Here is a 24960-nt window from a genome sequence, read left to right as displayed (position 1 = left end):
AGGATGCAGCGGCAGACAAAAGAGACAATTCGTCGTTCGCGAGGGCAGGGTTCGTGCGGGCCCTGTTCTTGGTCGGGCGCATCCGTTACGGCGGGCGGTGGTGTGGCGGTTTGGCCCGCAAGCGCCCTTCTTTCGTGCTGGTGAACTGCCGTGGACTGCGCCCGGTCCATTTGCGGAACGCGCGGTAGAAGGCGCTGGGTTCCTCGAAGCCCAGGCTGGCCGCAAGATCGGCGATCGTGCATCGTCCCTGTTCCAGCGCATCGATGGCGCGTTGCTTGCGGATGCCGTCCTTGATCTCGCTGATGGTCGCGCCTTCCGCCTTCAACTGGCGACGCATGGTCGCGCTCGACATGTTCATCAGCGATGCGATCTCCGCCGATCCAGGCCAGGCGACTGGATCGATCCGGTTCAGGTCGGCTCGGATCTTCGTCGCCAGGTCGCTATTGGGCCGGTAGCGCACGATGATGTTGCTGGGCGCGTCGCGCAGGAACAGGTTGAGCGCGGCGGCGCTGCGCCGGATCGGCAGGTTCAGGAACGCCCTGTCGACCGCCAGCGCATGACAGGGCTGGCCATAGCGCACCGCAACGCCGAAAAATTCGCGGTAGGGGCTGGTTTCGGGCGGTTCGGGGTCCTTCGACGCAATCGCCGATATCGGGATCTGCCGGCCGACCAGCCAGCAGGCGAGCCCGTGCAGGATGATCCAGTACATTCTGTGGGCGAAGGGGCGGGTATCGGTCCCGGCATCGGTCAGCGTGACGCTGGCAACGCCCGATTCCACGGTCAGGGTCGCCGACGGATCGCCCAACAGGATGTTGAGAAACTGCAAGGCTCTGGGAAGCGCGCGACGCAGGGTGCCGGCATGCACCACGCAATGGCAAAGCAGCGCGAAGCTGCCCGACGGCATGGGCCGTGCGCCCAGCCCCAGAAATTCATCGTCCATCATGGTCGCCGCGGCGCGCCACAGCGCGGCAAGCTCCGTCGCGGGCACGAGCAGAGGGGTCGGGGCGTCGGGCGATGACGGCATGATGGACGATGGCGCATGTCCCGCTTTCCGTAGGCAGGACAGGATGTCGTCGGCAAAGACCCCGGAGGCAAGACTGCGGTTCATCGGCGGGCTGTCCTGGAGTGGCAAGATCGATCGGCAGATTTGATCCGGTTCGGCACTGAATGCAATAGACGCACGCTGTAGGACGGCCGCAACGAACGACCGCATTTGACTATGGGGATGGATGACATGATGCTGACCGACACCCAATGTGCGATCCGGGATTCGGTGCGCGCATTCGCCCGGGAAAGGATCGCGCCGCAGAGCCGCGGCTTCGAAGCGGCGGGCGGTTTCCCCGATGGCCTGTTCCGCGAAGTGGCGGGCCTGGGCCTCATGGGCATGACCGCGCCCGAAGCCTTTGGCGGGGCGGCGACCGACTATGTCTCCTACGCGCTGGCGTTGATCGAGATCGCCGCCGCCGATGGCGCGCTCTCCACGATCGTGTCGATCCAGAACAGCATCATGGTGGGCGGCCTGCTCAAGGATGGCAGCGCGGCGCAGCAGGCGCGCTTCCTGCCGGACCTGATCGCGGGCCGCATGATCGGGGCCTTCGCCCTGACCGAAGCCGACGCGGGCTCCGACGCGGCGGCGGTCCGCACCCGCGCGGACAAGGTGGAGGGCGGCTGGCGTCTCAACGGATCGAAGCAGTTCATCACCTCGGGTCGGATCGCCGGCCTCGCCATGGTCATCGCCGTGACGGACCCCGATGCCGGCAAGAAAGGGCTATCCGCCTTCCTCGTGCCCACCGACCGCCCCGGCTATGGCGTCGACAAGGTCGAGCACAAGATGGGGCAGGGCGCGTCCGACACCTGCGCCTTGCGGTTCGACGACCTGTTCGTCGAGGATGATCTGCTGATCGGCGCGCCGGGACAGGGATACCGCATCGCGCTCGCCAATCTGGAGGCCGGGCGCATCGGCATCGCGGCGCAATGCGTGGGCATGGCGCAGGCGGCGCTGGAGATCGCGGTCGCCTATGCCAGGGACCGTCGCTCGATGGGCAAGGCGATCATCGAACATCAGGCGGTCGGCTTTCGGCTCGCCGACCTCGCCACCCGGCTGGAGGCGGCGCGGCAACTGGTGCTTTCGGCCGCCGCGCTCAAGGATGCGGGACAAGCAGCGCTGGCGCAGGCGTCCATGGCTAAGCTGTTCGCCTCCGAAAGCGCTGAGGCAATCGTTTCCGGCGCGATCCAGACGCTTGGCGGCTATGGCTATCTGGAGGAATATGGCGTCGCCAAAATCTACCGCGACGTGCGCGTCTGCCAGATTTACGAAGGCACGTCCGACATCCAGCGCATGGTCATCGCGCGCAGTCTTTGAAGGAGCATGTTCATGACCGACGATCCGATCATCATCGCCAGCTATGCCCGCACGCCGATGGGCGGGTTCCAGGGCGTGCTGTCGCCACTGAAAGCCACCGATCTTGGCGCGGCGGCGGTGAAGGCGGCGGTCGAGCGCGCGGGCGTGGCCGCCGACGCCGTCGACCGCATCTATATGGGCTGCGTCCTGGCCGCGGGGCTAGGCCAGGCGCCGGCGCGTCAGGCGGCGATCGGCGCGGGCCTTGGCCTCAATACGCAGGCGACCACCGTCAACAAGATGTGCGGATCGGGGATGCAGGCGGCGATCATGGCGCATGAGGCCTTGGCGAGCGGCGCGGCCGACATCGTGATCGCGGGCGGCATGGAAAGCATGACCAATGCGCCCTACGCCCTGCCCAAGCACAGGGGCGGCGCACGCATCGGCCATGACCGCATCGTCGACACGATGATGATGGACGGGCTGGAAGACGCCTATGAACCGGGCAAGGCGATGGGCGTGTTCGCCGAGGAAGCCGTGCGCAACTATCAGTTCACGCGCGCGCAGCAGGACGCTTATGCCGTCCGGTCGCTGGAACGCGCGAACGCGGCCATCCAGAGTGGCGCGTTCGCGCGCGAGATCACGCCGTTGACGGTCAGCGGCCGGGGCTGCGACATGATCGTCGACACCGACGAGCAGCCGAGCAAGGCGAAGCCGGAGAAAATCCCCTCGCTCAAGCCCGCCTTCGCGAAAGACGGTACGATCACCGCCGCCAACGCATCCTCCATTTCGGACGGCGCGGCGGCGCTGGTGATGACGCGCGCCAGCGTCGCGGAAAAGCTGGGGCTGAAAGCCGTGGCGCGGGTCGTAGCGACCGCCGCCCATGCGCATGAACCCTCCAAATTCACGACCGCGCCAGTCCCTGCGATGCGCAAGCTGCTGGACAAGGCCGGCTGGTCGGCCGCGGACGTCGATCTGTTCGAAATCAACGAGGCGTTCGCCGTCGTCGCGATGATCGCCGCCAAGGAATTGAACATCCCCGACGAGAAACTCAACGTCCATGGCGGCGCGACCGCGCTCGGCCATCCCATCGGCGCGTCGGGCGCCCGCATCCTCGCGACGCTGATCGCCGCGCTCGAGGCAAAAGGCCTCAAGCGCGGCGTCGCCAGCCACTGCAGCGGCGGCGGCGAAGCGACCGCCATGGCCATCGAACTGGTATAGGGAGACAGCGACATGGACATCAATGGACTCTCCGCCATCGTCACCGGCGGCGCATCGGGCCTGGGCAAGGCGACCGCCACGATGCTTGCGGAAAATGGCGCCAAGGTCGCGATCTTCGACCTGAATGAGGAGGCCGGACGGGCGACGGCGGAAGCGCTGGGAGCTGTCTATGTCGCTGTCAACGTCGCCGATGACGCCAGCGTCGCGGCGGGGCTGGATGCGGCGGAGGCGGCGCATGGCGTCGCCCGGATTCTCGTCAACTGCGCGGGCGTCGCGCCGGCGGTGAAGACGGTGGGGAAGGACCATGCGCCCCATCCGCTGGACGGTTTCGCGCGGACCATATCGATCAATCTGGTCGGCACCTTCAACATGATCGCCAAGTTCGCCGCCCGCGCGGCCGCCCTGGAGGAGATGGAGGGCGAACGCGGCGTCATCGTCAACACCGCCTCGGTCGCCGCCTATGACGGGCAGATCGGGCAGGCCGCCTATGCCGCGTCCAAGGGCGGGGTGGTCGGCATGACCCTGCCGATCGCCCGCGACCTCGCGAGCCACAAGATCCGGGTCATGACGATCGCGCCCGGCATCTTCCTGACGCCGATGATGGAAGCCTTCCCGCAGCATGTGCAGGACGCCCTGGGCGCGCAGGTGCCGCACCCCAGCCGCCTGGGCCGCCCGGCCGAATATGCGCAACTGGCGGAAAGCATCATCCGCAACCCGATGCTCAACGGGGAGGTGATCCGCCTCGACGGCGCAATCCGCATGGCCCCGCGCTAAACATCCGTCCGGCAGGCTCCGCCTCCTGAAGGCCTATCTCCATCCGCCGCCGCCCTCAGGCGTGCAAGGCCTTGCCCAGCCCCTTCAGTGCCGCTTCCTGGACGACCTCGCCCATGGTGGGGTGGGCATGGATGGTGTCGGCGATGTCGGTCAGTGTGGCGGCCATCTCGATCGCGAGGCCGAACTGCCCCGCCATCTCCGACACGCCCACGCCCGCCGCCTGGATGCCCAGAATGAGACCGGTCTCGATATCCGACAGGATGCGGACGAAACCGTCGCTTCTTTCCATCGACAGCGCCCTGCCATTGGCCAGGAAGGGAAAGATCGAAGTCTTGGCCTTCCTGGCGTCCACCTCCGTGGGCAGAGCGCCGACGACGACGATCTCGGGATCGGTGAAGCATATGGCCGGAATGACCCGCTTGTCCCAGGCTCGCTTTTCGCCAGCGACGATCTCGGCGACCATCGCGCCCTGCGCCATGGCCCTGTGGGCGAGCATCGGGTCGCCCGTGACATCGCCGATGGCATAGACATCCCGCATCGAAGTCGCGCAGCGATCGTCGATCGCGATGAAGGAACCGTCCATCGCCAGACCAAGCGCTTCGAGGCCGAACCCGGCGATGTTGGGCGTGCGGCCGACAGTTACCAGCACATGGTCCGCGACGATTTCAAAGGTCCCGTCGGCCGTATCGACGACCAGCGCCGTGCCGTCCGCGCTCAGCCCCCGCGCTTTCGCGGCCAGATGGAGCGTGACGCCCAATGCGTCCAGCCGGGCCTTCACAGGCCGCGTCAGTTCCGCGTCATATTGCGGCAATATGCTGCCTGCCGCCTCGACGACAGTGACCTGGACACCCAGCTTTGCCATGGCCGTCCCGATCTCCAGCCCGATATAGCCACCGCCCACGATGGCCAGCGTCTCGGGAAGCCGGGTGAGTGACAAGGCTTCCGTCGAACTGATGACCCGCCCGCCAAAGGGCATGAACGGCAGTTCGACAGGGCTCGACCCGCTGGCGATCACGATGTGTTCGGCACGGATGCGTATCGCGCCATCGCCCGATCCAATCTCGACCGTCTTGCCATCGACCATCGTCGCCTTGCCCTGGACATAGCGCACCCCCGCTTTCTTGAGCAGGCTGGATACGCCGCCGGTAAGACGCTTGACGACGCCGTCCTTCCATTCGACGGTACGGGCCATGTCGATCGAGGGCGGCGGGACGGAAATGCCGAGCGCGTTCGGCCCGGCAAAGCCGCGCACCTTCGCGAATTCGTCGGCCGCGTGGATCAGCGCCTTTGACGGAATGCACCCGACGTTCAAGCAGGTGCCGCCGGGCCTTTCGGCCTCCACCACGATCGTGTCGATGCCCAGTTGTCCGGCGCGGGTGGCGCAGACATAGCCGCCCGGGCCTGCGCCGATGACGAGCAATGCGCAGCTTTGGGTCTTCATGCGTTCTGATCCAGGAAAATGAGGGTCGGTGTTTCCAGAAGCGACTTCATTTTCTGGACAAATACCGCGGCGTCCCATCCGTCGATGACGCGATGGTCGAAACTGGCGGAGATGTTCATCATCTTGCGCGGCTGGAATTGCGATCCGTCCCACATCGGTCGCACCGCCATCTTGTTGATGCCCAATATGGCGACTTCGGGATGGTTGATAATCGGCGTGGTCGCGATCGCGCCCAGCGGTCCCAACGACGTAATTGTGAAGGTGGAACCCGACAGTTCGTCCCGGTTCGCTTTTCCCGCCCTGGCGACGGAAGACAGGCGCGCGATTTCGGCGGCGCTTTCCCAAAGTCTCAAGGCTTCGGCATGGCGCAGAACCGGAACGACGAGGCCCGCGTCCGTCATCGTCGCGATGCCGAGATGAACGGGCCCGTGGCGCGTCACCACGCCCGCCTCATCATCGAAATGGGCGTTCATTTCGGGATGATCGACAAAGGCGCGAGACAGGGCGGCGGTCACGAAGGGAAGGAGGGTAAGCTTGGGTTTGTCGCCGCGCCCGGCGTTCAGCCGTTCGCGCAATTCCTCAAGCGCGGTCACATCCACTTCCTCGATCACCGTGATGTGTGGGATGCGGCTGTTGGCCAGCGCCATCCGCTCGGCGATCTTGCGGCGCATGCCGACGACCTTGATCTGGGTCGAGGCGGTGCGTGGCCCGCGCGAACTGGACGTCCGGGTTACGCCCGCGCCGGCGGGGGCGGCGAAAATGCCGTCCAGATCATCATGCGTGATCCGGCCGGCCGGTCCCGAGCCGGCGACCTGGCGCAGGTCGATGCCGTTCTCCCGCGCCCGGGCGCGCACCGATGGCGAGGCGAGGACCGGCGAGCCTTCAGATCGGGGCGCGCCGGACTGTGCGATGGATGCCCGCGCCGGAAGCGGCCTGCCAGCATCGTCCGCTGCCGATAGGGGCACGGGCGGCGGAGCGGCTGGTGACGGGGCCTTGGACGGCGGCGGCTTTGGCATCTCGATGCCTTGAGGTGCGGCAGCTGTCTTCGTCTCGATGAGGACCAAGTTCGCCCCGACCGCCAGCACCGCGCCGATGTCGCCGCCCAGTTGCACGACCTTGCCGGCATAGAGGGAGGGAATCTCGACCGTCGCCTTGTCGGTCATCACCGCCGCCAGTAACTGGTCCTCCTGGACGTCATCGCCGACCTTGACATGCCATTCCACCAGTTCGGCTTCGGTCACGCCCTCGCCCACGTCGGGCAGACGGACGGGAAGGATCGGGCCAGCCTCGGTTGATGGAAGCCTCTCTGGCTGCTCCATTGGCTCGACCGGGGATTGTGCGATCGCGGCCGCACCGGATGCGGGGCCGCCAACGCCCTTCTCCGGTCGAATGCGGACGAGGTCGGAACCGATGGCAAGAACATCGCCCACCGCCCCTGCGAGCCAGACCACTTCCCCGGAATGAAGGGACGGAATCTCGACCGTAGCCTTGTCGGTCATGACCGAAGCGAGCGGATCGTCTTCACGAACGAACGCCCCCAAGGCTACATGCCATTCGACCAGTTCGGCCTGTGTGACCCCTTCGCCTATGTCGGGCAATCTGACGGATATGTCGCCCATTCAATCCTCCATCGCCTGGGTCAAAGCCCGTGCAAGTCGTTCAGGGCTCGGGAAATAGTCCCATTCATTGGCCAGCGGGTAGGGCGCGTCCCAGCCCGTCAGCCGCACGATCGGTGTCTTGAGGTGCCAGAAGCACGCCTCCTGCACCTCGGCGATCAATTCGGCGCCAAAGCCGCTCGTGCGCGTCGCTTCGTGCACGACGACGCAGCGGCCCGTCTTCTTCACCGATGCCGCGATCGTATCCAGATCGAGCGGCAGCAGGCTGCGCAGGTCGATGACTTCGGCATCTATGCCGGTGCGGCGGACGGCTTCCTCTGCAATGAACACCATCGTGCCATAAGCGAGAATGGTGATCGCCGCGCCTTCGCGCCGGATCGCAGCCTTGCCGATTTCCACCACATAATGGCCCGCCGGAACCTCTCCTTCGGGTCGCGAGGCCCAGCCTACCGCTTCCCCGGTCCCGTGGCCGTAAAACGGGCCGTTGTAGATGCGCTTGGGCTCAAGGAAGATGACGGGATCGGGATCTTCGATCGCGGCGATCAGCAGACCCTTCGCGTCATAGGGTGTCGCTGGCACGATCACCTTGAGGCCGGCCACATGGGTGAAGAGCGCTTCGGGGCTCTGACTGTGCGTCTGTCCCCCATAGATGCCGCCGCCGGTGGGCATGCGGATGACCAGGGGGCAGGTGAACTGCTGGTTCGAGCGCTGGCGAAGGCGGGCGGCTTCCTGCGAAATCTGGTCGTAGGCTGGATAGACATAATCGGCGAACTGCACCTCGACGCACGGTCGCATGCCCTGCGCCGCCATGCCCACGGCCATGCCGACGATGGCGCTTTCATTGATCGGCGTGTCGAACACGCGCTCGACGCCATATTTCTTCTGAAGTCCCGCCGTGCAGCGGAACACCCCGCCAAAATAGCCGACATCCTCGCCGAAGATGATGACCTGCCTGTCGTCGGCCAGCTTGACGTCCATCGCATCCCGGATCGCTTCGATCATTGTCATCGCCGGCATGTCAGTATCCCATCTGCTGACGTTGGCGGCGAAGATGCTCGGGCATGTCCGCATAGACGCCTTCGAATATCTTGGCCGGGGACATGGGTTGCGGATTGACGAAGGTGCCGCGCGCTTCGACCTCTTTCTGCACGGCGACGACCTCATCGAATAGTTCGGCCTGCTTTTGCGCGTGCTGCTGTTCCGACCATTGCTGGCGAAGCATCAAATGCGCCTTCAGCCGTTCGATCGGATCGCCCAGGGGCCAGGCCTCCGCTTCGTTCCGGGGACGGTAGGCGCTCGGATCGTCGGACGTGGAGTGGGCCGCGACCCGATAGGTGAACCATTCGATCGCGATTGGCCCATGGCCCGCCCGGGTTCGCTCCACCGCCCAGCGGGACACCGCCGCCACTGCCAGATAGTCGTTGCCGTCGACGCGCAGCACGGGAATGCCATAGCCGCGCGCGCGCTCCGCATAAGTGCGCGACGCGCCGGTCGCGACCCCGGTATAGGTCGATATCGCCCACTGATTGTTCACGATGTTGAGGATGACCGGCGGCTGATAGACCGATGCGGAAAGAAGGGCGCTGTGGAAGTCGTTCGACGCCGTCGCGCCGTCGCCGATCCAGCCCGCCGCGATCTTGCCGTTGCCGCTCAGCGCGTTGGCCATCGCCCAACCCACGGCCTGTACATATTGCGTGCCCAGATTGCCCGAGATCGAAAAGAAACCATGGTCCCGCGACGAATGCATGATCGGCAACTGCCGGCCCTCGGTCGGATCGAAGTCGTTGGAATAGACCTGGCCCATGAGCGCGTGCAGCGGATAGTCGTCCGCGATCAGCAGGCTTTGCTGCCGATAGGTCGGGAAATTCATGTCCCCTTTTTCAAGCTGGCGCTGAAAGCCGCAGCCGATCGCCTCCTCGCCCGTGCATTGGAGGTAAAAGGATGTCTTGCCCTGGCGCTGGGCGTTCAGGAGCCGCTGATCGATGATCCGCATTTTCATCATGTCGATCAGACCCTGCCGATAGATGGCGCGATCCAGGTCGGCGATATAATTCGCCCATGGGCCTACTGCCTGTCCGTCATCGGCAAGGACGCGGATCATCCCGCTGGCGTAGGGCTGCGCATCGTCGGCGGTGAAATCCACGGGCGGGACCGGCAGTGCCCCGGCAGCCGGGATATCCAGCAACGAAAAGTCGGGCGCTTCCCCGGGCCGGGCCGGCGGTTCTGGAAAATGCAGTCTGGCGGTCCGGGTCATGGGTCGGTTCTCTCCCGATTATCGGAGGTCCGCCGAACGGGAGCGATCCCCGTCCGTCGGCCATCAATGACGGAACTATATGCTGGAAGCGCCGCAAAATCCGCCCTATTAACCTGTAGCGGTCTGGCAATCTTGCATAGTTCATGTCGAGATGGCCCCCTATGAGGTGATTTCATGCAGGCGATCGATGCTACCGATTTGCGGATACTGAAGGTGTTGCAGGAGGATGGCGGGCTGACCGGGACGCAGGTGGCGGAACGGGCCGGCATTTCCCAGTCGCCCTGTTCCCGCCGGATCCAGGCTTTGACGGACGCGGGCATCATCATGGGCAGGACCATCGAACTCGATCGCCGCAAGCTCGGTTTCGATCTGTTGGTGGAGACCCGCATCAAGCTGCAGTCACATGATCCCAAGCTGCTGGAGGCTTTCAAGATCGCAGTCGCCTCGATCGCCGAAATTCAGAGCGCGATGATGATGCTGGGCGAGTTCGATTTTCGCTTTCAGGTCGTGGTGCGCGACATCGGCCACTATCAGGCGCTGCTGCAGAACCGCCTGACGTCGCTTCCGGGCGTCAAGGAAATGCAGAGTTCGGTGGTGCTGGAAACGATCAAATCGACATCGGCGCTTCCATTGTGACGACCGCCGGGAGCGCGTTGACGGCTCCGGCTTCATCCGGGTCGGGCTGCGCCGATCCGGACGATCCGTATCGGTGTAGCGATGCTCAATATTGGTGCGCCAGCCAAGGTGCCTGATCGCGCGTCCGGGCCTCATGCACGGCGATGGCGGCGCTGTCTTCCAGCGTAAGCCCGATTTCGTCCAGGCCGTTCAGCAGGCAGAATTTCCGGAACGGATCGATCTCGAACGCGAATCGGTCCTGGAAGGGGGTCGTCACCGACTGGGTTTCCAAGTCTATCGTGATCGTGCTGTCCTGTGCGACCTGCATCAAACGGTCGATGGCGTCCTGAGGCAGGACGACGGCCAATATCCCGTTCTTGAAAGCGTTGCCGGCGAAAATATCGGAATAGCTCGGGGCGATGACTGCCTTGACGCCCATGTCCGCCATGGCCCAGGCCGCATGTTCACGGCTCGAGCCGCAGCCGAAATTCCTGCCGGCGATCAAGATCGGCGCGTGACGGTAGCGGGGATCGTCAAAGATATTGCCGGGTTCGGCGCGGATGACCTCGAACGCGCATCGTCCCAGACCGTCCCTGGTCACAGTCTTGAGATAGACCGCCGGAATGATGATGTCCGTATCCACGTTCGCGCGACCGAACGGGTAGGCATGGCCCTCAATCCTGGAAATCGCGTCCATCAGGCGGGCTCCTCAAGTGCAAATTGCCGTACATCGGTGAAATGTCCGGTGATCGCGGCGGCCGCCGCCATCGATGGCGAAACAAGATGCGTACGTGCGCCTTCGCCCTGACGACCCACGAAATTGCGGTTCGATGTCGATGCGCAGCGCCCCGCGGGAGGCACCTTGTCCGGGTTCATGCCCAGGCACATCGAACATCCCGGCTCCCGCCATTCGAAACCGGCGTCCAGAAATATGCGGTCCAGCCCTTCGGCCTCGGCCTGTCTTTTGACGAGGCCGGAACCCGGCACGACCAGAGCCTGCTTGATGCCGGGCGCGATCTTGCGTCCCTTCACGAACCGCGCCGCCAGACGCAGATCCTCTATCCGGCTGTTGGTGCAGCTGCCGATGAAGATATGCTCGACGCTGATGTCCTCCATCCGCGTTCCGGGTGCCAGGCCCATGTAATCCAGACTTTTTTCGGCCGAAGCGCGCCGGTTGGGGTCGTCGAACGATGCTGGCGAGGGCACGACGCCATCGATCGGCACCACATCGTCCGGGCTGGTGCCCCACGTCACCATCGGCGTGACGGCGCCGGCGTCGATGACGATGCGTTTGTCATATTGCGCGCCTTTGTCCGTCACCAGGGCGCGCCAGGCCGCCACCGCATGGTCCCACTTCTCGCCCTTGGGCGCGCGCGGCCTGCCTTCCAGATAGGCGAAGGTGACGTCGTCAGGCGCGATGAGGCCGGCGCGCGCGCCGGCCTCGATCGACATGTTGCAGACCGTCAGCCTGCCTTCCATCGATAGCGCGCGGATCACGGGTCCGGTATATTCGATGACATGGCCCGCGCCCCCGCCCGCCGTCAGCCGCCCGACGATGTAGAGCGCCAGATCCTTGGCCGTGACGCCCGCGCCCAGTGCGCCGACGACATGGACTTCCAGGCTTTTCGATCGCCTCAGGAGCAAGGTCTGCGTCGCCAGCACATGCTCGATTTCCGACGTGCCGATACCGAAGGCCAGTGCACCCACGGCGCCATGGGTGGAGGTATGGCTGTCGCCGCACACCAGGACTGCGCCGGGCAGGGTAAAGCCGAGTTCGGGGCCGATGACATGCACGATGCCCTGCTGCTCGTCGACTTCGTCGATATAATCCACGCCGAACGCCGCGCTGTTGCTGGCCAGCAGCGCCAGTTGCTTTGCCGAGGCGGGATCCTCGATCGGCAGGCGGTCGCCCCGCGCATCCACGCGCGCCGTGGTGGGCACATTATGATCCGGCACGGCGAGCGTGAGATCGGGCCGCTTGACCGGGCGGCCGGCGCGCGACAGGCCATCGAAGGCCTGCGGACTGGTCACTTCATGCACCAGATGCCGGTCGATATAAATCAGCGCCGTGCCGTCGTCCCGCTGCATGACGATGTGGGCGTCCCATATCTTCTCGTACAAGGTTCTGGGGCGAGGTTCCTGTGCGTCAGCCATGTCCATCTCAATCCTATCTGTCTGATCAGCGCCGGGCGTCATGCGCCTTACGTCATCGATGCTCGCCCTTTAGCGGTGCGAAACCCGATTGACGAGAATTATAAGCCTGAAAACCTGCATTGTCGGCCAGAGGGCAATGGGCCTGCCAGGCCCAACGTCCAGGAAAAATCCCCCGGAACGATCGATGCCCGGATCGCTTCCTGAAACGAGAATGGTCCGTTCGCCGATTGCGATGCCCGGCGCTCGCCCGTGTCGCTGCCAGTCCAGCAGATGCGCTGCAACTTGCGGGACTGACAGAGAGACGGAAAACCGTGCCTAAAGATCGGTCAGAATTTGCCGCGAACGCCGACCCGGAATTCGCGGCCCACCACATCGTAGAGCGCGCCGTTGACACCCGGGGACAGGAAAGGCTGCACCGTGGTCGGCACCGATACCGGGTCCTTGTTGAAAAGATTGTCGATGTTGAAGAAAAACTCGACCCTTCCTCCGCCTGCGGTGATTTTCTGCGACAGGGCCAAATCGACATATGTCGCACCGGGAATCCGGTTGTCGGCCAGGACTGCCGGCGTGAACAGATAGTCGTATACGCCGCTCGTCACCGTGCGGGCGGTCACTTGGCCCTGAAAACCGCCCTGTTCATAAGTCAGGCTGTTGGTAAGCCGCCAATTGGGAATAGCGCCGCTATTTTCGCCCGCCGTTTCATCCACCAATCGACCATCGGACGTCCTTCTGGTTTTGATGTGGGTCACCAGGCTTCGCAGCGTGAGCGACGCGTTCCAGTTTGCGGACAGGTCGCTCAGATCCTGTCGATAGCTTGCCTCAATGTCGAAGCCCTTGAGCCGTTCACTGCCGATGTTGACCGGACGTCGGTTGACCTGCGTGATCGTGCCGGCGGCGTTGCGCGTGATGTCGCCGCAGAGCACCGTGTTCCCCGCAGCACAGCGATCGACGATGTCTTGAAGAGCAAGGGTAAGGATCGCATCCTTGATCTTGATGTCGTAATAATCGAAGGAGACGCTCAATCCGGGCAGGAAGCGCGGCTTGAGCACCACGCCAGCGGTGATGGTGTCCGCACTTTCCGGCACCAGCGCTTGGTTGCCGACAATGACTGCCGTGACGCCACCGGTCTGCGCGCCGGTGGACCGGTCGATGAGTGTCTGGCCGGCCTGGACGATGCCGGCCTGGAAAAGTTCATTGAGGTTGCCGGCCCTGACATCCCGTGAGCGGGTGGCGCGGAAACGAATGTCGGGGACGGGTGCCCAGGTGAACCCTGCTTTCCATGCCGAAATGTCGCCGCTGGTGCTGTAATGGCTCTGGCGAAGGGCCGCGTTCAGTTCGAGCGAACCGACGATCGGCGAATCCTTTGCAAGCGGCACGATCGTTTCGACAAAGCCTTCGTACAGATCGAATTGCCCCCTCGTCGCCTTGTAATTGCCGGTCAGAAACGCGCTGGCTTGCGAGAGGGGATCGTTGGAACTGCGTACCTGTTCCTTGCGATATTCGCCACCCACGGCGATCGACACGGGGCCGGCCCAGGTGGAAAACAGGTCGCCCTGGATCGTGCCGGCGACGACCGTCTGTTCGACCTTCTGGCGCAGCGAAGATGTTCCGGACACATAGTTGACCGCGGCCTGTGAATTCACCCCGATCCCGAATGGATTGAAGGGGACGCAAGCGGCGTCGGTCACGGCCACCTGATTTACGCGGCACACGATCTGTCCGCCTGGATTGCGAACCGCGTCGATCGCGCGGCGCAGGTTGACCGGGATGGAATTGTTGCCGGCATCGATGGAAACGTCGGTGCGTCCATACTGCCCATAGATATTGTAGCTCCAACTCCCGCCAAGATCACCGTCGGCGCCAATGACGGCCCGATAAAGCTCCCGCTTGTTCCGGGGGTTGAGGCGACCCAGATCTTCGAAGGTGGAGCCGTAGCTGAAGCTCGACTGGTTGGCCACGACGAGCCTTGAGCGAAGCGCGTCGGGAAGAAAGGCGTTGTCCCGCTGGATGGTGAGATTGCCGAAGTAGAAGTTCGGGATCGACTGAATATCCGCGACTGATTTGCTGTATATGCCTTCGGCATACAGCTTCAGGGCGGGGGAAACATCAAAGCTCGCGCGTGCGAAGCTGTTGAACTGCTCGACGGGGGCTTCGAGGGGGACGTAATCGCCCAGGTCGTTCCGTTCGCCGTCGATGGAGTACATGCCGGTTATCGTGCCGAAGACATGTTGGCGGAACGCCCCGCCCTGGTCAAAACGCGTGCCGCGCAGAATGCCCGAAGTGATGAGGCCACCGGGTGTGGATGTCGCCAGATTCACATTGGATGCGTTGATAAGTGTCGGCTGGCCGTTGCCCGCTGCGAAGGCGGGGTTCCCGACGATCTTCTGGCCACGATACCATGGACGCTTCGATGCATGATCCACGCCCTTTGAATCGCTATAATCGACGCTGGCGAGGAAATGACCGCGGCCATCGGCGAACGCCGATCCAAAAGCGCCTTCCAGCCGGACGCGATGGCCGTCGCCATAAGTGGTGAGGCTGTTCTGGGCGAGAAATTTGAAGCCGGTGAATTTGGTGTCCAGCACGAAGTTCACGACCCCTGCGACCGCCCCCGACCCGTAGGCCGCAGACGCACCGCCCGTCACCACATCCACGCGCGATACGAGCGAGGAGGGAATGGTGTTCACATCGACCTGGCCGGTGTCATTGGCTCCCACAAAGCGGCGGCCATCCAGCAGGATGAGCGTGCGGTTGGGGCCGAGTCCGCGAAGATTGAGGAAGTTGGAACCGGCAGAACCGGACGATATGGTGGTCGGGCCTACACGCGGCGTGCTCCCCGCCGATAGCTGGGGAAGAGTATTGACGTAATCGGCGATGTTGGCCTTCGCGGCGGTTTCGATATTCGCGCTCGTAATCACCGTTTCGGGCGTAGGGGCATTATAGCCGTCGCGCTTGATGCGGGATCCTGTAACCACGATGTCTTGGGCCGATGATGTCGATCCGGATGTTTCGACCCCACCCTGGTCCACGGTTCCCTGATCGGCTGGCGAAGAACCGTCCCTGCGCCCGCTTTCCTTGGTGTTGGCGGATAGCTCTACGTCTGCGGAGGCCGGGACCTCTGCGGCGTTCACGCTTACGGCCGACGCCAGGATTGCGACTGTGGAGCAGCCAGCGAGCAATATTCTGTTTACGTTGACCATCCCTATGATCCTCTCCATCTATCGATCGACTGGCCAAAGCGCATGCCGATCGATTCGCTTTTTTCTATGATTTGATTGTGCTGGGCCAATCTGCAGATGCGATCTTATGCATCATCAGGACTTCAACCATTCGCGATCCTGTAAGATAGCCTTCTTGCCGAACGATCAGGCCGACTATCTGCCGTGCGCCGCCTTGATGATCGCGTCGAATAGAGCGTCATCCATGTCCTTCGCCGTCGCGCCGGACGGCTTGGCTGGATCATTGTCCCAGACCGCCCACTTGACGATCACCAGGCGCTCGTCGGGATTTATGACGATGAGCTGGCCGTTCGAGCCGCGTGCATAATAGGTATGCGAGATACCGGGCGCGTCACTTTTCGGAGGGTTGAGCCACCAGTTGAAGCCATAGGGCGTTCCCGCGATCACGGAAGCGCGGGACGGCGTCAGGGCGTCTTTCGCCCAATCCGCAGGCAGCAGCATGTCGCCATCGCCCAGCCGTCCACCCTGCATGACGAACAATCCGAAGCGGCCATAATCGCGCAGAGTGGCGCCTATGCCGGAATTGGCGAATGTCGCGCCGCCTTCGGCTTCCAGATTCCAATAGGCGTCCCGTTCCATGCCAAAGGGGCGCCAGATCCGGCTGGAAAGATACTGCGCCGGCGACATGCCCGTCGCTCGTTCAAGGACCAGCCCGTTCACGATTACGTCGGCCGAGAGGTAACTGAACCGGGTTCCCGGCTTGGCATAGTCGGGACGATCGACGGCGGCGATCGCCTTGAGTTCCCGGATGAAGCAGCCCCGTTCCCGTTTTACTGTGCATGCCTGCAGGGGCAATGCGCTGGGGAATTCGGTATCGGGCATGCCGGATGTCATCTGAAGCGTTTGCCGCAGCGTGACGGGGCCGTAGCGCGTGTCGGCCAGTTCGGGCACATAGCGTTCCACGGCATCGTCCAGGCTGTGAATCTTGCCCTCCTTCAGCGCGATTCCGATCAGGGTGGCCGTCACCGATTTCGCCATAGAACGGGACGCCCAATGGGTGTCGGGGCCATTCCCCCTGGCATAGCGTTCAAAGAGAATGCGATCGCCCTTCAGCACCAGTAATCCGGTGGCGTTGGACCTGGCGAAATAGTCGGCGATCGTCAGCCGCCGGCCATCATAGTCGAAACCGATGGAAATCGGCTTGTCCGCCTTTACGAGCGGCAGAACATGATCGCCAGATGCTATTGTCTCGCTAGGGAAAAGCAGATCAAAGTGCCGATGCGCAACGGTCTTTTCGGCGACCGACCAGCGGAATTGATCCTCCGGTCCTGGCAAGGCGTCCATATCCGCCCCCGAGATCGGCGCGACGCCTGGTCCGCCCCAGGAAGGAGCGGGGACGAGAAAGGCCAGGCTGGCGAGTGCCAGGCGCAGCGGACGCAACATCGCCATTCCTTTCACCTGAAGGCAGGGCGGTCGATCAAGCGACGATCAATGTGCCTGCCGCTATCATCTTTCCGATATCGTCTTCGCTCAGCCCGATTTCCCTCGCGAGTTCGGCCGAATGTTGCCCCGCGCGCGGCGGCTGGCGCGAAAGGGTGCGGCGACCGTTATCGAGCGAAATCGGCAAACCAGGGATGCCCGCGACGGGTTGAACCGCCGGTCCCGGCGCGCTTTCGGCAGTCGCCATTTCCGTGAACATCATGCCGCCGGACGCCAGCATATGCGGATCTTCGAACAGTTCGGACGGGCGCGCGATTGGTGCGAAGGGCAGGCCGAGCTTTTCGACGCGCGCGGATAGCTCGTCCTTTGAAAGCGTCCTGAAGAGCGCGCCGACCTTTGCGATGATCCGGGCGCGATTGGCCGCGAGCATGGGCATGGTCGCCAGTTCCGGATCTTCGAGCAGATTCCGAAAGCCGAACTCCTCGCAAAATGCGCGCCATTGGGCGAGTGTGACGGTTCCCACGAAAATAGGATGATCTTCGTCGGCGGTCTCGAAGATATCGTAGAGCGGCCAGGGCCTGCCCATCGCCGGATCGCCAAAGGAGGGCAGATCCTTGCCGGTGATGGCGGCATAGGCCATATGTTGCGCGACCAGCAGCATGTTCGTTTCGAACAGGCCGGACTGTACATAGCTTCCTTTTCCGGTCTGGTCGCGCTCACGCAGCGCGGCCAGCACGGCGACTGCGCCGAACACCCCACCCATGATGTCGTTCACCGATGCGCCGGCGCGCAACGGGCGACCGGGCGGGCCGGTCATATAGGCAAGGCCGCCCATCATCTGGACGACCTCGTCCAGCGCGGCGCGCTTTTCATAGGGACCGGGAAGGAAGCCCTTGCACGCGCAATAGACGAGCCTGGGATTGAGTTCGATCATGGCGGTCGGTCCCAGTCCCAGCTTCTCCATGGCGCCGGGTCGGAAATTTTCGACGATGACGTCGGCCGTCTTGATCAGCGACAGGGCGAAGTCGAAGCCTTCGGGCGTCTTCATGTCGAGGCATACGCTGCGCTTGTTCCGATTATAGGTCGGATAAAAGCCGAGCGCCGCGCCGGTCAGCCTGCGCGAATTGTCGCCTGCGGGCGCCGGCTCGATCTTGATGACGTCCGCGCCGAGGTCGGCGAGCACCATCCCGCAGCTCGGTCCCATCACCATGTGACTGAATTCGATGACCCGAATCCCGGAAAGCGGGCCGGCAGCGGTGGAAGTGTCTGTCACGTCTTGCTCCAATAAGGCTTGGCTATTGTCGATCATGCGGCCGCCTGGCCGGCATCGGCCTCGACCGGCTCGACGATGGTCAGGAGGATGAGGAAAGCGACGAAGGCGCTTCCCGAGAGCATGAGGAATACCGCGTCCCAGTTGGCGCGATCGAGGATCATCCCGGTCAGGAAGGGGAAGGCTGCCGTGCCCATCTGTCCGCCGGTGTTGGTCAGCGACATGGCGAGCGGGAAAGTTTCCCTGGTCGTCATGCGGGAAGCGTAGATCGTATAGGGTGCATAACCGACGCTGAGCAGAAAGCCGGTGCCAAAGAGCGCGGCGGCGAGAATGATGGCATTCGCCGGGGCATTCACTAAGGCGAACATCGTCGCGATCGTTGAAATCGCGGAAACGAACATGATGGGCTTGCGCCGGCCGCCAAATATGCTGTCCGACAGCCATCCGCCCGCGATATTGCCGATGACGGCGCCCGCAAACGGGGCCGCGGCGACGAAGCCGACCTTGAGGATCGCCATCTTGCGGACTTCGATAAGGTAGGTCGGCAACCAGGTCAGGATAACGCCGATGATACCGGCAAGGCAGAAATAGCCAAGCGCTGCGCCCCATACGTTCCAGGACCGGAACACGCCGCTCGCCGTCCGGATCGGGGCGACGCGGCGCAGCCGGATGATCCGGTCGAGCAGGCCCATATCGCCAAACGCCTGCGAAACGGTGCCGCCCGATCCTGTATCGGCGGAACGGCCGCGCCCCGCGATATGATCGACCTCCGCGCTGTTGCAGTGACGGCTTTCAGCCGGGACGTTCGGCACCATCAGCCACCACAGGCCCGCCAGCAGCAGACCGGGAATCGCGAACACCAGAAAGACGTGGTGCCACCCGAACGCATAGATGATGTAGGCGCCAAGCGGAGGCACGACGACAGGCGCGAATTTGGACGAGGAGATCAGAATGCCGATGGCGCGTCCCTTCTCCTTGGGCGGGAACCAGTTGTTGACCGTGGTCACCGCGCCGACGGCGACCGGCGCTTCGGTCACGCCCAGGATGAACCGGCACAGGCTGAAGCTGGCGGCGGACGTCATGAAGGCCATCGCGCCGCTGACGATGGACGTCGCGCCCATGAACAGCGAAAAGGACTTGCGTATGCCCAGGCGTTTTACGACAAACGCCGCAGGAACCTGAAAAAGGGCGTAAGACAAGGCGAAGAGGGCAAGAATAAGGCCCGCCTCAGTATTTGTAAGGCCATAGTCACGTTTCATGAACGGAATGACGATCCCTACATTAGCGCGATCGGCATAGGCGACGGTGTAGGTTGTGAACAGGAGCGCCAGCACGATCCAGCGGTAACGCGACCTTTGTTCTGGCGCCTGCTCGGCTCGGCTCGACACAGTCACCATGATCTCTCCTACATGCGCTCAACTGGAGCGGAGCGCTGTCTGCGCTTCTTCAACATGGGCCGAGGCTAGTGCCGTCACCCGCCGACGACCATTCCGCTTTCGCGACAGCAGCCTTCGCCGCCCGCGGGCGGATGGACGCTTGGTTAGGCGCCTGCGCTTTCATGAAGCTCTTTCAGCAGGTCGGACGCGCTGATCAGTTGACCGGCCACGGCGCTCGCCGCGACGGTGGCCGGGCTGGCAAGCCATATGCTTCCTGGACCCGAACGTCCCGGGAAATTACGGTTCTGGGCGCTGACGGTCACTTGATCCGAGCGGGACGACGCGCCTGGCCCGAGATTGGCGCACGCGCCGCAGGCCGGCATCAGCAAGGTCGCGCCGATCTGGTCGAACGTTTTCAGATACCCCTGCCTCTCGCAATATTGCCTGACCTCGACCGAACCGAACTGGAGGAAGAGTTGCACGTGCGGCGGTGGTTTGCGGCCGGCGTCGAGCGCCTTGCGGAAGATCAGGTGATATTGGTCGAAATCCGCCTGCTTGCCGCCGGTGCACGAACCGCCATAGGCGATGTCGATCCTGACGATGTCCTCCAGCTGGGAGAGGGGGACGCCATTGCCGGGATCCCCCGGGCGTGCCACCATCGGGGACAGCGCCGCGCAGTCGATCTCGATCCGCGCGTCATAAACCGCGTCGGGATCCGACCGCATCCATGGCTCGATGGCGAAGTCGATGCCGCGCCGTTCCTTGAGGAACCGGCATGTCTCCGCGTCGGGCGCCACTATGCCCGAAAAGCCGCCAAGCTCGGCAGCCATGTTGGTGAGCGTCGTCCTTTCGTCGATCGACAGGGCCGCTACGCCTTCGCCTGAAAATTCGAAGACCTTGCCCAGCCCGCCCCCCTGCCGCACTAGGGGCTGGGCAAGCAGCGCGAGCACGAGATCCTTGCCCGTCACGCCGACCGGCAATGGACCGACAAAATCCACAAGGATAGTGGGCGGCGCGGTCAGTCGCACCGCTCCGGTGAGCATCGCGTTCGCCATCTCCGTCGCGCCGACGCCGAATGCAAGGCAACCGATGGCCCCTGCATGAGGGGTGTGCGAGTCCGTTCCGACGACGATCTGGCCGGGCAGGGCATGCCGCTCGATCATGACCGGGTGACAGATGCCGACCGATCCCTTGCCAGGCAGCCCGCCATAATCCTTGAGCCCATATTCGCGCACGAATGCATCGTGCAACCGGTTCAGGGTCTTGATGCCTTCCAGCAGGTCGCCTTGGCGATGCGCGGGGCTGTCGTCGATGTAGGAAAAATGCTCCGCAAAGCCCAGGATGCTATCGGGTTCGACCAAGCTCACCGGTCGACCGAAGGTGGAATGCATCATCCGGGCGGTCATCGCGGTATAGAATTCAATGATGAAGCGCCAGTCGGCAGCGGCGAATATGGTGTTGCCCGCTTCGACATCTTCGCCCGTCACCGGCGTGGCGAGGACATGACGGGCGAGTATCTTTTGCGCGAGCGTCATCGGCCGATCGACCTGTCGGTCCGCAGGCGGTGCGAGCGCCATCAGATGCCGGCGACCGAAGGGAAGCAGTCCTCCGGAGCGCAGGATGGCGGCGGAAACCGGATCGCGCTCCGCGACCAGATGGTCGACGGTCACGGCGTCGCCGGCTTCGATCCGCGCGAGGAGAGCCATGTCGGTCGAGGTGAAAAGGCCGACATTGTCCGCATTCTGGCGGTAGATACGCTCGAAGCTTTCGGCAAAGACGATGTGGACGCCGGCCAGCTTCTCGGCCAGGGGGCTATGTTCGCGTGAAGACCCCTTGCCATACCGGCGCCCCGCGACCACGATTTCGACGCCTGCCTTTCGAATCGCGCCCTCGTCGATCGGGCGTCGCCCGCCGGCGGTGAAGCCGACATAGGGATAGTCGCCCAACCGATCGTCGATATGGTGCATCACCGTGATGGGGGTGATCTCGTCCGTCGATATGTCGTTGCGAAGCGGCTCCGCGGCGGCTCGCGCGACCCGCAAGCCGGCGAGCTGCTGTTCGATGCAGCCGGGGTTTTCAGACAGATATAATATGCGCGGCGGCGCGCCGACGACCGCTTGCTGTGTCATGGCGGGTTCTACGCCGCCCGTGCTGTCGTCAGGGGCAGACCGGCCCGCGCGATGCCCCCGTAAAGCGGCTCGTCAGGCATGGCCGCTTCCAATATGGCGCGCGCCTGCACCAGCCGGGTCAAATCGACGGGCACGTCGAAGCCCATTTTCTGCGCCAGGAAGATCACGTCTTCCAGCACGATATTCCCGGTCGCGTTGGGCGCAAACGGACAGCCGCCAAGGCCCGCGAGGGACGCATCGAGGATTCGCACGCCCGCATCCAGCGCCGCTGCGGCATTGGCCAGGCCAAGGCCGCGCGTGTCATGAAAATGGAAACCCAGGGGGACATGGCCCAGCATGGGCGTCAATTGTTTGACCAGAGCCGTTACATCCGACGGACCGCCATAACCGACAGTGTCGGCGATGAGGAGAATGTCGGCGCCGGCCTCCAGACTTTGCTCCGCGATGCTCAGCACCTCCTGCATGGGCACGTCGCCGGAGATCGAACACCCAAAGCTCATCGCAATCCCGACCGTCACGATGGCGTCGCGGCCGGATGCGTCGCGCAAGGCCACTGCTTCCTTGAGCTCCACCAGGCTCTGCCCCCGGCTACGACGGATGTTGGCGCGATTATGCTCTTCCGACGCGGAAATGACCGTCACTATCTCGTCCGCATCTCCGGCCAGCGCATGTTGGAAGCCTTTGGGATTGAGCGTCAAAACGGCGGCATAACTGTCAGCGTGCCTTTTCACCGCGGCAACGACATAATCGACGTCGGCGAACTGCGGGGCGGTGGTCACGGGCAGATAGGAGCCGACCTCGAAATGGCGCAGGCCCGCGCCCTGTTCGATCTCGATCCACTCCGTCTTCTGTGCCGTCGTGGGGTAGCGCTTCACGAGTTGAAGCCCGTCGCGCAGGCCTACCTCTCGAATGATCACCTTTTCTTCCGGGTATATTCTGCTGACTGACGAAACCACGGCAAACCTCTCGATATTATGCTCAGACGGGCGTGATTGACGCTATTTTGCACAAAATTTCCGCAACGGTAAATTGGCGACCGCAGAAGATCGCCATCGTCGCCGGAGATGGCTGGACAAGGATGCGATCAGCGGACCGACTGAAGATGTGCTATCATCAGGCGTGCCGGCATCGACAGATTGTCGAATGTACGCACCGCGATTCTCAGCCGACGGGCCGCCCAGCTGTCAGACAGCGGAACGGCCTTGAGACCGATCTCGTCACGATAGGAATCGATGATCCTGATGGGCGCGATGAGCGCTCCAAGTCCTGCTGCTACCATCCGGCATCCGGCATCGAGGCTCGCCACGCGAAACCGCACGCGAGGAGAGGTGCCAAGCTCCATGGCGCTTCTGGATATCAGATATTCCAACGCGCTGACGCGATCCAGGCCGATGAGATCATGGTCCAGCACCTCCCTGAAGGAAATCGAAGGCTCTCCGGCCAGCGGATGGGATATGTGCGTGATCAACGCCAGATGGTCGGTGCAATAATCGCAGGTTTGCAGGCCCTCCACTGACACGCTTTCGTCGATGTAGATGCCGATGTCGCTATGCCCGTCTCGAACCGCCTTGACTATTACGACGCTGTTTTCTTCCTCAAGATCGATTTTCACATCAGGATATTTACGAAGGAATCTGTCGAGATCGTTTGGCAGGCGTTCGACCAGGGAGGATTTGTTGACGAACATCCGCACATGGCCGCGAACGCCCTGGGAGAAATCGGTCAGTTCATTTTCGATACGATTGATGTTGTCGAAGATGGCGCGGGCGTGCTCCGCCAGCTTGTGCCCGGCTGGCGTGAGTTCCATGCCACGCGGCAGGCGGTACATGAGCGCGGTGCCGATCGTGGCCTCCAGATCCGACAGTCGCTTGCTTGCAGCGGAAGGCGCGATATTTTCGCGCTGTGCCGCCTGGCTCAGATTTTCCGTTTCGGCCACGGCGAGGAATATCCGGAGCGTCGTAAGGTCGAGTCGGGTCCGAAGCGGGGGCATTTTTGCCACTTTCTCATATGGGTCGATCAGCGACGTCATGCGCGGAGATAAGCACGCTATGACGAATCCCAATGTGTCGATCAACCCTGGTTCGACGATACTGATGGGCAGCACCAAAGGGGCGGCGTTGCTTTTATTCCCATTGTCGATCATCGATGATGGTCTTGAGGAAGGCGACCAGCGCGTCGATCGGCGCGGGACGACCCTTGCCGCGAAGATGGACGGCATAAACGGCCAGATCACGGGGCGCCTCCCATTCCGGGAGCACGGGCCGCAATGCGCCCGACGCCAGCAAATGTCCCACATCCCATAAGGACCGCAGCGCGATCCCGACACCCGACAGCGCCAGTTCGCGCACCATTTCGCTGGAATTGGTCTCCACTTTGCTCTTGAAGTCTATCACCCGGCGCGTGCGGCCGTTGATCAGCCGCCATGGTGCTTGCCCGGCCGCGGCGATCAGCCGGTGGCTAGTAAGTTCGGACAGGGCGCGGGGCGTTCCGTGCCGCGCGATATAGGCTGGACTGGCGCATAATATCCGCCGGTTGGCGGCGAGATGGTGGCCCTCGCAACTGCCCGGTACGGCGTTGGTGATGCGGATCGCCAGATCGACAGGCTCGACAAGCAGATCAACATAGGTGTCGGACAGATCGACGCTGAGATCGACATCCGGATAAAGCGCCAAAAATTTGCCGATATGGGGTGCGATGTGCAGGCGGCCAAAGGATGTGGGCACGGATACGCGCAGCACGCCCGATACGGTCCGCAGCCGCGCCGTCGCCCGGTCTTCGGCTTCCTGTATCGCGGCCAGTCGGGATTTCGGCAAACCGTGCATGTCGCCCATTTTGCCGCCGCCCTTTGCTTTGAAGAGCTCCAGTGCATGTTCATACCTCACACCATCAGCATCGCCAATCACCATGAAGATGGGAGCTTTGATATTTTTAACCTCTTTCGACCAGTCGTATGGTTTGAGGTCCACACTGATCACTTTTTTTACATAGTCGTCAAATTTAGCAGGATCGTTACCCAGGCTGTCATATTGCTTTTGTATCGGCGTTCCCCTGAATATATCTGGTGTGAAAGTAGCGTAGCTGGCTTCCACATCAGGCCACCAGCCATCATGTGCGTAAGTGCCGGACAGGATCACAAGCCTTCGTAACTGCTCC

19 protein-coding genes and 1 pseudogene are annotated in these 24960 nt (G+C 63.1%); 4 read left to right on the top strand and 16 right to left on the bottom strand.

The features are described from left to right. Nucleotides 1-85: 85 nt before the first annotated feature. Nucleotides 86-1108: an AraC family transcriptional regulator gene (locus VMR39_RS15275; protein WP_325416809.1), complete on the bottom strand. Its 1023-nt coding sequence runs from the start codon at nt 1106-1108 to the stop codon at nt 86-88. Between the two features lie 129 nt (nt 1109-1237). Between VMR39_RS15275 and VMR39_RS15270 the strand changes: the two genes are divergently transcribed. The 3 genes from VMR39_RS15270 to VMR39_RS15260 are packed head-to-tail and all read left to right on the top strand — an operon-like array spanning nt 1238 to nt 4333. Then, complete coding sequence (locus VMR39_RS15270) at nt 1238-2362, top strand: acyl-CoA dehydrogenase family protein (RefSeq protein WP_414712529.1); 1125 nt, start codon at nt 1238-1240, stop codon at nt 2360-2362. A 12-nt stretch (nt 2363-2374) separates the two neighbouring features. Further along, nucleotides 2375-3559, top strand: a complete 1185-nt coding sequence (locus VMR39_RS15265; protein ID WP_325416807.1) for an acetyl-CoA C-acyltransferase — start codon at nt 2375-2377, stop codon at nt 3557-3559. Nucleotides 3560-3571: 12 nt separating this feature from the next. Continuing rightward, nucleotides 3572-4333, top strand: a complete 762-nt coding sequence (locus tag VMR39_RS15260; protein WP_325416806.1) for an SDR family NAD(P)-dependent oxidoreductase — start codon at nt 3572-3574, stop codon at nt 4331-4333. A 55-nt stretch (nt 4334-4388) separates the two neighbouring features. On the opposite strand, the gene lpdA is transcribed toward VMR39_RS15260, so the two are convergent. From lpdA to VMR39_RS15240, 5 genes and pseudogenes are all read right to left on the bottom strand, one after another. After that, the gene (gene lpdA, locus VMR39_RS15255) at nt 4389-5774 is read right to left on the bottom strand and encodes a dihydrolipoyl dehydrogenase (protein WP_325416805.1); all 1386 of its coding nucleotides are present in this window, start codon (nt 5772-5774) and stop codon (nt 4389-4391) included. Then, nucleotides 5771-7093, bottom strand: coding sequence for a dihydrolipoamide acetyltransferase family protein (locus tag VMR39_RS15250; protein WP_414712528.1), 1323 nt, complete (start codon nt 7091-7093; stop codon nt 5771-5773). Before VMR39_RS15250 ends, lpdA begins: the two co-directional genes overlap by 4 nt. An 81-nt stretch (nt 7094-7174) precedes the next feature. After that, a pseudogene (locus VMR39_RS30515) lies at nt 7175-7393 on the bottom strand (biotin/lipoyl-containing protein); the annotation flags it as partial. After that, nucleotides 7394-8398 carry an alpha-ketoacid dehydrogenase subunit beta gene (locus VMR39_RS15245; RefSeq protein WP_325416825.1) on the bottom strand — a complete coding sequence of 335 codons (1005 nt, stop codon included), beginning with the start codon at nt 8396-8398 and terminating at the stop codon, nt 7394-7396. A gap of 10 nt (nt 8399-8408) precedes the next feature. Further along, a complete protein-coding gene (locus VMR39_RS15240) occupies nt 8409-9644 on the bottom strand; it encodes a thiamine pyrophosphate-dependent enzyme (RefSeq protein ID WP_325416803.1) in 1236 nt (411 codons plus the stop codon). A gap of 174 nt (nt 9645-9818) precedes the next feature. Between VMR39_RS15240 and VMR39_RS15235 the strand changes: the two genes are divergently transcribed. Continuing rightward, on the top strand, nt 9819-10280 hold the full coding sequence (locus VMR39_RS15235; RefSeq protein WP_325416802.1) for an Lrp/AsnC family transcriptional regulator: 462 nt from the start codon (nt 9819-9821) through the stop codon (nt 10278-10280). Between the two features lie 85 nt (nt 10281-10365). On the opposite strand, the gene leuD is transcribed toward VMR39_RS15235, so the two are convergent. The 10 genes from leuD to VMR39_RS15185 form a co-directional block, all read right to left on the bottom strand. Continuing rightward, nucleotides 10366-10956 (bottom strand): 3-isopropylmalate dehydratase small subunit, encoded by a 591-nt coding sequence (gene leuD / locus VMR39_RS15230; RefSeq protein ID WP_325416801.1) that lies wholly within the window; start codon nt 10954-10956, stop codon nt 10366-10368. Further along, nucleotides 10956-12413 carry a 3-isopropylmalate dehydratase large subunit gene (gene leuC, locus VMR39_RS15225; RefSeq protein ID WP_325416800.1) on the bottom strand — a complete coding sequence of 486 codons (1458 nt, stop codon included), beginning with the start codon at nt 12411-12413 and terminating at the stop codon, nt 10956-10958. The genes leuD and leuC overlap by 1 nt, the downstream gene beginning before the upstream one ends. Nucleotides 12414-12739: 326 nt before the next feature. Then, on the bottom strand, nt 12740-15388 hold the full coding sequence (locus VMR39_RS15220) for a TonB-dependent receptor domain-containing protein (RefSeq protein WP_325416799.1): 2649 nt from the start codon (nt 15386-15388) through the stop codon (nt 12740-12742). 399 nt (nt 15389-15787) lie between these two features. Continuing rightward, on the bottom strand, nt 15788-17041 hold the full coding sequence (locus tag VMR39_RS15215) for a serine hydrolase domain-containing protein (protein ID WP_325416798.1): 1254 nt from the start codon (nt 17039-17041) through the stop codon (nt 15788-15790). Between the two features lie 28 nt (nt 17042-17069). After that, a complete protein-coding gene (locus tag VMR39_RS15210) occupies nt 17070-18305 on the bottom strand; it encodes a CaiB/BaiF CoA-transferase family protein (RefSeq protein WP_325416797.1) in 1236 nt (411 codons plus the stop codon). Between the two features lie 32 nt (nt 18306-18337). Next, nucleotides 18338-19699 (bottom strand): MFS transporter, encoded by a 1362-nt coding sequence (locus VMR39_RS15205; protein ID WP_325416796.1) that lies wholly within the window; start codon nt 19697-19699, stop codon nt 18338-18340. Nucleotides 19700-19842: 143 nt separating this feature from the next. Beyond that, nucleotides 19843-21807, bottom strand: a complete 1965-nt coding sequence (locus tag VMR39_RS15200) for an aconitase family protein (RefSeq protein ID WP_325416795.1) — start codon at nt 21805-21807, stop codon at nt 19843-19845. Nucleotides 21808-21815: 8 nt separating this feature from the next. Further along, on the bottom strand, nt 21816-22724 hold the full coding sequence (locus tag VMR39_RS15195; RefSeq protein ID WP_325416794.1) for a hydroxymethylglutaryl-CoA lyase: 909 nt from the start codon (nt 22722-22724) through the stop codon (nt 21816-21818). 167 nt (nt 22725-22891) lie between these two features. Beyond that, the gene (locus VMR39_RS15190; protein ID WP_325416793.1) at nt 22892-23950 is read right to left on the bottom strand and encodes a LysR family transcriptional regulator; all 1059 of its coding nucleotides are present in this window, start codon (nt 23948-23950) and stop codon (nt 22892-22894) included. Further along, on the bottom strand, nt 23931-24960 hold a 1030-nt coding region (locus VMR39_RS15185; protein WP_325416792.1), incomplete at its 5' end, for a substrate binding domain-containing protein. The genes VMR39_RS15190 and VMR39_RS15185, both read right to left, overlap by 20 nt.

The sequence above is a fragment of the Sphingobium sp. genome (genome assembly GCF_035511395.1).
Lineage (GTDB): Bacteria > Pseudomonadota > Alphaproteobacteria > Sphingomonadales > Sphingomonadaceae > Sphingobium.
This window is presented reverse-complemented; position numbering and strand designations above follow the sequence as displayed.